General features: G+C 40.3%; 10 protein-coding genes and 2 pseudogenes. 1 reads left to right on the plus strand and 11 read right to left on the minus strand.

Going from position 1 to position 12,091, the window contains the following annotated elements; genetic code table 11:
* Positions 1-100: 100 nt before the first annotated feature.
* Positions 101-775 carry a peptidylprolyl isomerase gene (locus V7149_RS18905; protein WP_335347148.1) on the minus strand — a complete coding sequence of 225 codons (675 nt, stop codon included), beginning with the start codon at positions 773-775 and terminating at the stop codon, positions 101-103.
* A gap of 219 nt (positions 776-994) precedes the next feature.
* Here V7149_RS18905 and V7149_RS18910 point away from each other — a divergent pair, with 219 nt between their 5' ends.
* Positions 995-1,924 (plus strand): hypothetical protein, encoded by a 930-nt coding sequence (locus tag V7149_RS18910; protein WP_335347149.1) that lies wholly within the window; start codon positions 995-997, stop codon positions 1,922-1,924.
* A gap of 261 nt (positions 1,925-2,185) precedes the next feature.
* On the opposite strand, the gene V7149_RS18915 is transcribed toward V7149_RS18910, so the two are convergent.
* The 10 genes and pseudogenes from V7149_RS18915 to V7149_RS18955 all read right to left on the minus strand — a co-directional run.
* On the minus strand, positions 2,186-2,326 hold the full coding sequence (locus tag V7149_RS18915) for a hypothetical protein (RefSeq protein WP_335347150.1): 141 nt from the start codon (positions 2,324-2,326) through the stop codon (positions 2,186-2,188).
* Between the two features lie 118 nt (positions 2,327-2,444).
* Positions 2,445-3,923 (minus strand): protein adenylyltransferase SelO, encoded by a 1,479-nt coding sequence (locus V7149_RS18920; RefSeq protein ID WP_335347151.1) that lies wholly within the window; start codon positions 3,921-3,923, stop codon positions 2,445-2,447.
* 185 nt (positions 3,924-4,108) lie between these two features.
* Positions 4,109-4,675, minus strand: coding sequence for a nitroreductase family protein (locus V7149_RS18925; RefSeq protein WP_335347152.1), 567 nt, complete (start codon positions 4,673-4,675; stop codon positions 4,109-4,111).
* A gap of 287 nt (positions 4,676-4,962) precedes the next feature.
* A pseudogene (locus tag V7149_RS18930) lies at positions 4,963-5,942 on the minus strand (LLM class flavin-dependent oxidoreductase).
* A 193-nt stretch (positions 5,943-6,135) separates the two neighbouring features.
* Positions 6,136-6,576 (minus strand): hypothetical protein, encoded by a 441-nt coding sequence (locus V7149_RS18935; protein ID WP_335347153.1) that lies wholly within the window; start codon positions 6,574-6,576, stop codon positions 6,136-6,138.
* A gap of 96 nt (positions 6,577-6,672) precedes the next feature.
* Positions 6,673-6,837 (minus strand): annotated as a pseudogene (locus V7149_RS26585) (YkgJ family cysteine cluster protein); the annotation flags it as partial.
* Between the two features lie 2 nt (positions 6,838-6,839).
* On the minus strand, positions 6,840-7,874 hold the full coding sequence (locus tag V7149_RS18940) for a hypothetical protein (protein ID WP_335347154.1): 1,035 nt from the start codon (positions 7,872-7,874) through the stop codon (positions 6,840-6,842).
* A 30-nt stretch (positions 7,875-7,904) separates the two neighbouring features.
* Positions 7,905-9,449 (minus strand): hypothetical protein, encoded by a 1,545-nt coding sequence (locus tag V7149_RS18945; RefSeq protein WP_335347155.1) that lies wholly within the window; start codon positions 9,447-9,449, stop codon positions 7,905-7,907.
* Between the two features lie 466 nt (positions 9,450-9,915).
* Entirely contained in the window at positions 9,916-10,785 is an 870-nt protein-coding gene (locus V7149_RS18950) for a proline iminopeptidase-family hydrolase (protein WP_335347156.1), read from the minus strand.
* 117 nt (positions 10,786-10,902) lie between these two features.
* Positions 10,903-12,091: acyl-CoA carboxylase subunit beta (locus tag V7149_RS18955; RefSeq protein WP_335347157.1), on the minus strand; the 1,189-nt coding region annotated here is incomplete at its 5' end.

The raw sequence follows: 12,091 nt of genomic DNA on the forward strand, positions 1-12,091 counted from the left end.
TTTACATAATAATATTATGAGATAGAAAACACAGTTAATAATAATAGCCTGACCCCTGCCACGTTATTTCATTAACGTACCATGAGTCAGGCGCTATAAATTATTGAACTTTTTTTGGTTCTGGATAGTCAAAGCCTTTCGTATCCACTTTCACCGTTTTCATTTTCTGATCTTTTAATGGCTTGTCCATTTCATCTCGTTCAGCAGCCACGATTGAATCAACTGTTTCCAATCCTTTAATTACTTTGCCGAAAGCTGCATATTCACCATCGAGATGTGGAGCTTCTTCGTCCATGATAAAAAATTGCGATCCAGCTGAATTCGGATCGGGAGTCCGTGCCATTGAAATGACTCCACGCTCATGTGTGATGTTATTTTCAAATCCGTTTGAAGAAAATTCACCTTCAATGGAGTATCCGGGGCCACCAGAGCCATTCCCCTCAGGATCTCCCCCTTGAACCATAAAATCAGGGATAACCCGGTGGAAAATAAGTCCATCATAAAAACCATCTTCAATTAAAGAAATAAAATTTGCAACCGTATTTGGTGCTGCAGCCGGATCCAATTCAATCTCGATCTCTTTTCCATCTTCCATTGTTATTGTTACAATCGGTTTTTCTTTAACAGATGAAGGGTAATCTGTTTTTTCAGCAGATTCCTTCGCTGAATTTTCCTTCGTCTTCCCATTTTCCGCTTGCGTTCCACAGCCAGTCAAAACGAAAGCTGAAACCACTATAGCGAAAATAAAATAAAATGCTTTATTACGTGAAAACATATCCTTTATATACCTCCTGCTGAAGAAATTGGCAAAACCATCACTGATTATTATAGCACTAAATGAAATTCTAAAAAGACCAATCTTGCAAAAACAAAGATTCTCCATACTAAGATAATTGTATCTTCTTTGTAACCTTAATTAATCTTTCCTTAACTACTTTCCAACCAAACCAATATACAATAAAGGTACATCATATTAGGAAAGTAGGAAAAGAACATGAAAAAGAAACTTGTAACAATTACTAGTGCTGTTGCCTTAATGGGGATGCTGACGAGCGCTACTTATGCGAATGAAACACCAAAAGAGGCGGCAAAAATTGAATTAGCCAGCAATAGTAAAAAACAGCCAATATTGGAAAGTCAAAAACAAGATATAGAAATGCTCCAGCTTCAAATTTCTTTATTAGAAAATGCAGTTGCACCTGTATCAGCTTCAGACGCTGTTAACCAATGGAGCAAAGCAATTACTAACCGTAATGGTGCATATCAATACGCACTATTTACTTCAGAACTTAAGGAAAAAACGAAAACGTATTTTGATAACAATGGCTGGGTAACTGGTACATCAAGCCCTTGGATTAGCAGCTACAAAATCAAAAATGAAAAGAAAATAAATAAAAGTACTTATACTTATGCAGTAGAATTAAAACTAGAAACCTCAACGGGACCTTTTGGGACAGAGACTGCAAATTTAACTGTGAGTCAGGCAGATGCTAACTGGTTCATCAATAAAGTAGAGGTGAAGCAGACAGCTAGTGTTTGGGAGCGAACACCTTATATTCCTCAGAAGCTATTTACTTATCGAGCAACAGAATATGCTTTTTCAATTCCTGTAGAATGGGATACGAAATACCGCTCAGCCGAGAAGAATGGTCATTTAGTCTTCAGCTACGTACCGAAAAATAAAGCAATCTCTGAAAGAACGCTGTTTTCCATTGAGAAAATAAAGGAACAAACATGGGAAGATGGCTATGAGGACAGCTTATTTCAAAAGCTTGGTGTCAAAAATGGCTTTGTATATGCGATTTTGCCTGTAAGTGAAAATCAGTATGCAGATCGCCCAGACAGTATTGAATATAAGGAATTTGAGAAAATGAGCCTTGATTTTCAATTGCTGAAAAAAACCTTTATGTTTATTAACAACTAGATCTTGTTTTTTAAAGAGGCTGTCTAAAAAGTCAGCTATTTCTGAACAGCCCCAAAAGCATACCTTTGTAACAACTGATTATCTATTGTTCCAGTTTATGCTGATTTTTACAATAAGCGGGAACCATTACCCTGGGTTGATGCCCATGAACCGTAACAAAAGGCAAGGGACGGGCAGCATTCTGGTCCATTAGTTCCCGCATAGACTGAAATTTACCATAAGCGGAAATCATTACCCTGCAACGCTCTAGATTTTTCCAATTTATTGACCCTGTGCACCATTAGACGTTACGCGGCGAACATGATTGTCTTCAAATCCATTTTTTCGCTGAGCTTCTACTTTGTCCTCGAGTAATTGCTTTTGATCGACTTGACTTGAGGGTGTTTGCTTGTTTTTTGCCACCTAAAAAACCTCCCTTAAAAAAATTCAATTAACACCCTCTTATTTTGCTTGAATTTATTAAAATTAATCTCATTTGATTGATTTTACAATTTATTTATTACTTAATTTTCACGATGCATCAAGTTCCGCAATAGGTTCTGTACGGAAGCTTTGATGGATCAGGTATTGTGCAGTATACATTCTGTTCAGTTGTATAGGCGAATGGATTTGAAAGAGCTTGGAGCAATCGTTCCATCACATTGTAGTCCCCATTCTTAACTGCAGCCTCAAGTGCTTCCTCCACCCGGTGGTTTCGCGGGATGACAGCGGGATTACTGTTACGCATTAACTGTTGAGTGGCTTCCATCGATGTTTGCTGCCTCGTCAATCTCGCCTCCCAGAGCTCATGCCACAGATTATATTCAGGTGTGCCAAAAAGCAGAGAATTCTCCATCTTGTCTAATGTTAAAGCACGAAAAGTATTTGTATAATCAGCCTTGACCTTCTGCATAATGCTCAAAAGGTTTTCTATTAATAAGGTATCTCCTGGTTCTTCATTCGTTAATCCAAGTTTTGCCCTCATGCCAGCAAGCCAATATGATTGATAGATTTCACTATATTTGGAAATCTCATCTTGCGCCAGCTTAAGAGCCTGTTCTTCATCCTCATGCAATAATGGTAAAATGGCTTCCGCAAAACGTGCAAGGTTCCAGCCGCCAATAATTGGCTGATTGCGGTAGGCATAGCGTCCTTGTCTATCAATAGAACTAAACACTGTATCTGGATCGTACACATCCATAAAGGCACAAGGGCCGTAATCAATCGTTTCCCCACTGATGGTCATGTTATCAGTGTTCATCACTCCGTGTATAAAGCCAACTGATTGCCATTTAGCAATCAATGCGGCTTGACGCTTGATCAATTGCTGAAGAAGTGTAAGATATCGATTTTCATCCAGTTCAATTTCTGGATAATGACGATTTATCGTGTAGTCAGCAAGGATTCTTAATTCTTCTACTGGTCTCCAGTTTGCAGCGAATTGAAAGGTTCCAACGCGCAGATGACTTGCAGCGATACGGGTAAGAATAGCACCAGGAAGATCTGTTTCGCGAATCACCTTTTCCCCCGTTGTCACAACGGCTAGGCTTCGGGTTGTTGGAATCCTTAGTGCATGCATAGCTTCACTGATAATGTATTCACGAAGCATCGGCCCTAACGCTGCACGTCCATCTCCCCCGCGCGAATAGGGTGTTCTCCCCGAACCTTTAAGCTGTACGTCAAATCGCTCCACCTTAGGAGTCATTTGCTCACCAATCAGAATGGCACGTCCATCTCCTAACATTGTAAAATGGCCAAATTGATGACCTGCATAGGCTTGAGCAAGTGAATGCGCCTGTTCAGGAACGCGGTTGCCAGCAAACACTGCAGCTCCTTCTTCATTTTGCAGAGAATTAGCATTTAACCCCAATGCCTCCGCCAATGCTTCATTAAAAATGACCATTTTTGGTGAGCGCACAGGTGTTGGTTTAAGGCTGGTGAAAAATGGTGGCGGTAATTGGGCATAACTATTGTTAAAATTCCAACCAGCAGCTGCAGCTTCATCTTCCTTATTTGTCATATGTACACTATCCCTCCCTTTCTAACCTTTTTTCATTTGCACAAAAATGAACATCAAATACTAAAAATCCTGCCTATTTAATGTCTGCCACTCCAAGTTTATTATACCTTTTGTGCATGGACATTGAGTGGTTCACTATCCTATTTTTTCGATGAAGGATTGCCTTTAAGATATACAATGAGTCCCTACATCCACTTTGTTACTTCGGTAATACTTTTTCTTTTCCCTGTCAATTCTTTCATACTTGGATAGCCGATGTAAATAAAACCAAGCATCAAAGCATGTTCCCCAAGCCCAAAAAATTGCTTAATCTCAGACGAGTAGCAAACCTTTCCGGTTCTCCAGATCGCTCCTAAGCCAAGAGCGTGGGCTGCAAGAAGCATATTTTGAATCGCAGCATGGACCGCGGCATGTTCTTCGTTTACTAATACCTTCTCATTAATAGTTGGTTCCACTGCAATTGCAATAATAACTGGAGCCCTTAAAGCTTTTTGCGCAGTCTTTTCCAATTTCTCTTTTCCTTCATCACTTAGTGGATCATCTAGACTTTTCTTTGCAAATGATGCCATCGCCTTTCCAAGATTTTTTCTCGCGTCACCAGTTAAAACAAAAAATCGCCATGGCTCAGTACGATAATGGGACGGCGCCCATGTACCAGCTTCCAATATCTTTTCAATATGCTCCTTAGGCACAGGGTCTGGTTTAACAACCCCAATGCTTCTTCTTGTGGAAATTGCAGTAAAGATGTCCATGTTTATGTACCCCCTTCAAAATTTGTCACTATACTCCTTTATATGCGATACGTAGTGGCAGGTTCACATTCGACTATTATATAACTTCCATGTTTTCCCCCTATTCCATACTAATTCAGCAGGCATTAAGATATGCATCCTTCTCGCTCACAAGTTCGATTAATCATACTAAACAATCCGTTGTTGAAGGATAAATCTGGTACTGGCAGCTTCCAAACTATTTTAAAGCATAAAAATAGATCCCACTTAAAGTGAAATCTAAATTACCACATGATGAACAACTAATCTTATTTTCGACCTTCCATCTCCGCTTCCCATCTATCAACTTCTTCTTTCACCATTGGGGCGACTTCTTTTCCGAGAAGCTCAATTGCTTTCATAACCTCATCATGGGGCATCGTGCCAACTGGGACATGAAGCATGAAACGAGTGATGCCCACGTTTTTCCTTAGGTGTATGATTTTGTCAGCAACTGTTTGTGGGTCACCAACATACAGGGCACCTTCTAGTCTGCGTGCAGCATCGAAAGTGGACCGAGTATAAGGAGCCCATCCGCGCTCTCTTCCTAATTTATTCATCACTTGCTGAGTGGAAGGGAAAAATTTATCCGCTGCTTCTTCTGAAGTTTCAGCAATAAAACCATGAGAATGCGAAGCAACAGACAGCTTGGACAAATCATGTCCAGCATGAGTTGCTGCTTTTTTATAAAGCTGTACAAGCGGCTCAAATTGTAGCGGACTTCCGCCAATAATTGCGAGTACGAGGGGCAATCCAAGCAGACCAGCACGAACAACCGATTCGGAATTTCCACCGCTTCCAATCCATACTGGCAATGGGTCCTGGACCGGCCGAGGATACACGCCGCGATCATGAATAGCCGGCCGGTGACCGCCCTTCCATGTCACTTTTTCTGATGCAGTAATTTTCAGCAACAACTCTAATTTTTCTTCGAATAGCTCATCATAATCCTTTAAATCATAGCCAAACAATGGAAATGATTCAATAAATGATCCCCTGCCGGCCATTATTTCTGCACGGCCATTTGAAATGGCATCAACTGTTGCAAAATCTTGAAACACACGAACTGGATCGGCTGAAGAAAGCACTGTAACAGCNNATGTTCACCCACTCCAAACACATCCAAACCTACCTGATCCGCCAATACAATTTCCTCAACTACTTCACGGATGCGTTGTGCATGACTGATTACCTCACCCGTTTTGACATCTGGTGTCGTCTCGACAAACGTACTTATTCCAATTTCCATTTAGAAATTCTCCTTTTTTCGATACTAAAGCACATATCTTTCTTCGAATATTGATTGAATTTAAATCGTTCTTAATTGCTTAAATCAAATCAGAATATAAACATTCGTTATTGGTTTACATACTATTTATTGTATCAATGACCTGATTTTAAAAGCAATGAAATAGGACGGGGTACCCGTCCCTATGATCCATTTACCACACTAATTCTTCATCTTCTTGATAAAGGCTGATTGCATAGTCGATAAATTCAATTAATTTGGCTTTGTTAATCGCGTCAATGCTGATTCTGTATGTTTTATCGTATTTCATGTTTAGTTCCAAAGCTGTAATATCAACGCCTAGAAATCTGTCTTCATTCATATATGTATAATCGATATCCTCATATTTAGCAATGAATTTAGATGTACTGTTAGCGGCATCCTTAACACAAACAGAATCGATTGTTAACACTAAGCCGGCTTTTCCATTACTCGATAAACTTGTATCTGTAATATCAATCATATCTTCTTTTTTGTATTTTCCCTGACAAATAATATCACGTGCATTTTTAACGCGAGGAGCATAATCATCCCCAGGTGTGTACCCAAATATCTCCTCAAATTTATTAATCAATGCATCCTTTATATCGCTCACTCTCGTATTCTCCCTTTCCTTCAAAATCTCACATGATCGATAATTTATCCTGTAGTACTCGTCCATTGTGATTTTTGTTTTAAAAAATTCCTCATACGCATCATCTACCCGGCAAATAAGCGGGCGATTTTCATAAATGCTGCATAAATTCGTATCTATATTAAAGTGGATGCAAATTCCATCACCCCGGTCTAAATGCTGATAAATCTCAGATGAACCGACAGCTTTACAGCACAAACCGCATTGATCACAATGAAACATCTCTAAACTTGTGCTAGCATTTGCAAATATTTATTTCCATCCTCAAGAACTTTATTAGTAGCCTCATCTAATTGGCCTTCCTGCTTCAATAAAGGAGTATCTAGGATAAGTTTAATGGTCTGCGCTAACTGAACACATTTATAAATGTCCTGCTGTTCATTTATTGTGTAATCCTGCCAATCCAGACCCCGGCGCTGGATGATGTCTTTCATTCTCATTACTTGCTGAGAAAAATGGGTATCCAATTTTTGCAATAGCTCCGTTAATTGATTCGCACGCGTGAAAATTCCTTTTAATGCAATGCCGATATTTTTCGCCTGTTTCTTAAATACTTTAGCTTTATCAAAGTTTCCATAAGCATCATTTAATGCAGCTTTCGCTTGGCTTGCAAAAATAGTTCCCCCAATGGCGAGTGCAGGACCTGCTACTAAACCACCCAATACAACCATCCCGCCAGCCATGCCAAAACCGCCGGCTGTTAATGCTCCGCCGCCAAGCCATGCTAATGTTGCATTGGTTGCTGCAACGCCTGTCAAGGATGTTAAAGCCGTACCCGTTGTAGCGGTTACTAAAAGACCGCCAAGTCCCCCCATCACTACACTATATGTTCCATAGGCAAGTAGGGCTCCCGATCCAATTGCAGCAATCCCATTAATCGCTACCTGCTTTGCTTCAAAGGATGCTTCCTTTAATTGCTTAAAGCTTTCACTGGATGGATTGAAATTTTTCAGTTCATCGATCCCTTCACTATTTTTGAGATTAATATTTTTAATCTTTTCAAAGTGAATAACAAATTCATTAATGGATGTTGTCAGGATGCGAATTTTTTCCTGTCCTAAAATAGTAATGGCTTCATTTGTGTTCTCCTTTGCCATTTCAATAAATTTTTCAGCTTCCTTGGCCATCTCTTGTGAGGTAGCGTTGAGGGATTTGGCCTCACTCATATCACGTTTTGCATCTAACCCTTTTTTAACTCCTGTTGCCGCTGTCGCTGCTGCGATTCCTGCAATAATTGCTGGGACTAATGGTAATGGCATATTTAATTCCTCCAGTTGTAATATTTAGATTTAAAAATCTAAGACGGCTTCTTTATCCATCATAAATTGATTGAATTCATTGAAATCTTTAAATTGCAGTGCGCCTCCCATTTCAAGTGCTATTTGGTTAAGGCCTGCTGTAAATTGATTCAAATTGCTATCCTTCGCTGCAGAATCTATCATTAGTAGACTCTCTGAAAACACTTTGGATCTATTCGAATAAAATTCATTCACTAACGCTAATAATTCATTTCCTTGATGTTCCATCGCTTCTATTGCTGCTGTTGCAATGGATCGAATTTGATTCCTTCTCGATAGTGACACCTTCTCTTCATGTAAAACCTGCATACAAGCCTGATAAATGGTAGAGCTTGTCATATAGCCGACCATCCCGCCAATTATTGTGCCAACCCCAGGGAAAATGGCTGTTCCAACTGCGGCACCAAAGCTTGCTGCCATCATTCCTGTCCCTTTTTCCCCAAGTTCTTCTGCAAGTTGAAGGCTATTAATCTCACCTTTCGCATAACGAATCAGTGATTTACTTACTTGAACGGCAGTCGTTGCAATCATCGCAGGCACATTCGATTTTGACAAATGGACATAGACACTCTTTTTACTCGCTGCCATAAATCCCCTAATAGCGGTATCACCTGCCCCAATGATATAAGCCGTTACAGCACCACTTGCCGTATCTTTAGCAACATCTTTGACCGCTTCTTTAGCACTTTTATCCCCACGAATAATTCTTGCCACATTTTGGGCTGAAGAGATAGCAACTGAAATAACCGCAGCACTCTTCGCATTTTCCATCCCGGAACGATGTGCGGTTTTAGCTACATATTTGGCAGTGGCTAGCTTTGGATGTTCACGGATAAAAATGGCTTCTTCAGAGGTAATACCGCTATTTTCTAAATCTTTGGATACTTGCAAGTATTTTTGTGCCTTTTGATCAAGTAAATCCGCCTTTTCAACATGGCCTTGTTGTCTAAATTGATCTGCCTGATCAGTCAAACATTTCGCTGTGTCCTCAGCATACTTTTTCGCGATATCATATTGTTCTTTTGGGACTAAAACTTTGTTTCCTCTATATCTTTCCCATTTGTCTCCAGTCATTTTTTTGACTAGAGCTTCTGAGCTTGCTTTTATCTCCTCAGGAGTACCAAATTTTCCGCAAAACTTCATTTGCGCACCCCAAGTCGGATTTCCATGATCATCAACTGATAAAATATCAAATACGGGATCATTTCCTCTGCCGATATCATTAGAGCGATGTACACGAGTTTGATTTCGATTAATAATATTTTCTGCATTTGTGTGATCAGTATAATGAATTTCAGCAGAAAAACCCGACTGCTGTTTAATATTTTGGTATTGAAAGTCAGGATGAACCTTGGAATCAGATACATGTTTAAGCCCTTTTTTTACGATATTTCCACTTTCATCTACAACGCCGTTATAGCCTTTCAAATATTCGGATGCTGCCCGGCCAAATCTTTCAACATTTTCGGTTGTTGTTGAGCCTATGACGGAATCGATAAAGCCACTATGATTTTTTTTATCCTCTTTATTATTCATAATAGTAATATCCTTTCACGGATCTTATTAGGAAAGGTTAATATGTATCCTTTTCTTAATAGGAGAAACTATGGAGCAATTCTTCCATTTTGCGTCCTTATAGTCTAAAAGTCTATATAAATATTACAACATTTAATAAATAAAGAAAAACTTTTTTCCTATTTTACCATAGAATCACAAAGAAACATTTGGAGGGGTTAGGTATATTTACCTTATGGTTTTTCTCTGGTCCCAAAAGGCAATTGAAAATTCGAGGGCATGTAAGAAGCCGTTCAGCGCATGACTCGCCAAAATGACAGTACTTCACATTGTTATATACAGAATCACTTAGATAAGAATGGTCCGCAATGAGTGGATAATCTTTAACAATTGATCTAGTAGTTCTAATTTACAATCGAAAAAGGACCGATCATGCTAGATTCATGTCCGGTCCAATGGTTGGGGTCTATTTCCCCATGTTCTGTTTTTACTCCACACTATTTAAGAATGATCGGATTACATTTAAATATTCTACTTCTTCTTCCAGATAAGGCATATGAGCACTGTTCTCAAACACATGTAATTTCGCATTTGGAGTTAGTTTGCTGAAATATTCCGTTGATTGTGGAGTCGCTTCATCATAGCGGCCACATGTATATAGTGCCGGAATATGTATTTCATTCAAACGGGCTGTACAGTCAAAATTTTTCAAATTGCCGGTAACATGGAATTCTGATGGCCCCCACATGATATTGTACACTTCTGGATTTTTGTACTGTGCTCCCTGTTTTAAAAACTCAGGGAAAGGATCAAGACGGCAAACGAACCGCTTATTAAATTCTGCAGTGGCCTTATGGTATGCTTCTGAATCTGTTGTCCCATTTTCCTCGCATTCTCTTAATGTAGCTTGAATATCTTCCGGCAATAAGGAACGATTTCGTTCCTGATCCTCTGCCCAAAGAGGTGCGCTTAAACATGGACTTGAAAAAATAACACTTTTTACTCCCTCAGGCTTAGTTAATAAATAAGCAGCTCCTAAGGTCGTTCCCCAAGAATGTCCAAGAATATGGAGCTGTTCAAGTGAAAGTGCTTTTCTAATCTGCCCTAATTCTTCAACGAAGCGATCTATCGTCCATAATGATTCATCTTTAGGCCGGTCTGACTTCCCACAGCCTAACTGATCATAAAAAATGACCGTACGCTCATCCGCAAGCACTCTTAATCTCTGCAAGGAATAATGAGACGAGCCTGGACCTCCGTGTAAAATTATGACCGGCGTTTTGTTAGAGTTGCTATCATGCAGCTGATACCATACCTTTCCGCCTGTTACTTCAATAAATCCTTCTTGGATTGCCATATATTTATCCCCCTAAACTTTGGCGTTTTGAAGGGCCGATCTAGATTCATCCTGCCACCAGATCTGGGCCCTTCTCCTATTATAAATCGGGACATACATCTGTCCATCTGTTCCGCCTTATACAGGATAAACACCATGCTTGCGCTCAGTGAACACGAGATATTTTGACATATAAATATCAAGTCGGGCTGCAAGTTCATCGCGCAAACGGTTTGGCTCAACGATATCGTCAATAATCAATTCGGAAGCCAGTCTGTATATATCGATATCTTCACGGTATTCTTCACGCTTTTCAGCAATGAAGGCAGCTCTTTCCTCTTCTGGCAGCTCAGCGATTTTATTCGCATAAACGGCATTGACGGCCGCCTCAGGACCCATAACGGCAATCGAAGCTGTCGGTAGCGCAATGCAGCAATCCGGTTCAAAAGCAGGTCCGGCCATTGCATACAATCCAGCCCCATAGGCCTTACGGACAATAACAGTCATCTTCGGAACAGTCGCCTCGCTCATCGCGGAAATCATTTTCGCACCATGGCGGATGATTCCTGCTTTCTCCACATTTGTGCCAATCATAAACCCTGGCACATCAGCAAGGAAAAGGAGCGGAATATTATAAGCATCGCAAAGATTGATAAACTTTGCTGCTTTATCTGCACTGTCATGGAACAGGACTCCGCCTTTAACACGCGGCTGGTTGGCGATGATCCCAATTGGCTGGCCATTGATCCTCCCAAGGCATGTGATTAATTCAGCCGCAAACAGCTTTTTAATTTCACACATTGACCCCTCATCGATTAAGCGATCAATCAACTGGTACATATCAAACGGCGCATTTTGGTTTTTTGGAATCAGTTCCTCAATTGTTTTTTCGAATGCTGCCGGTGGTTTTGCTTCCGCTTTTGCAGGCTTTTCGGAAAAATTATTTGGAAAATAAGTTAAATATTTGCGGGCATAAGCGATAGCTTCTTCTTCAGTTTTCGCAAGCACATCGCCGCAGCCAGAAATAGAGCAATGCATTTTGGCCCCGCCCATTTGCTCAAGCGTTACTTTTTCCCCGATTACCATTTCTGCCATGCGTGGGGATCCAAGGTACATGGAAGCATTGCCTTCAACCATGACGACAATGTCGCAAAATGCCGGAATGTACGCACCTCCAGCCGCAGAAGGTCCAAACAATAGGCAGATTTGTGGCACTTTTCCTGAAAGCTTAACCTGATTGTAGAAAATTCGCCCCGCCCCTCTGCGACCTGGAAACATTTCCAGCTGATCGGTAATTCGGGCACCGGCTGAGTCTACTAAATATAGA

The sequence above is a fragment of the Bacillus sp. JJ1503 genome, assembly GCF_036965125.1.
GTDB lineage: Bacteria > Bacillota > Bacilli > Bacillales > Cytobacillaceae > Cytobacillus.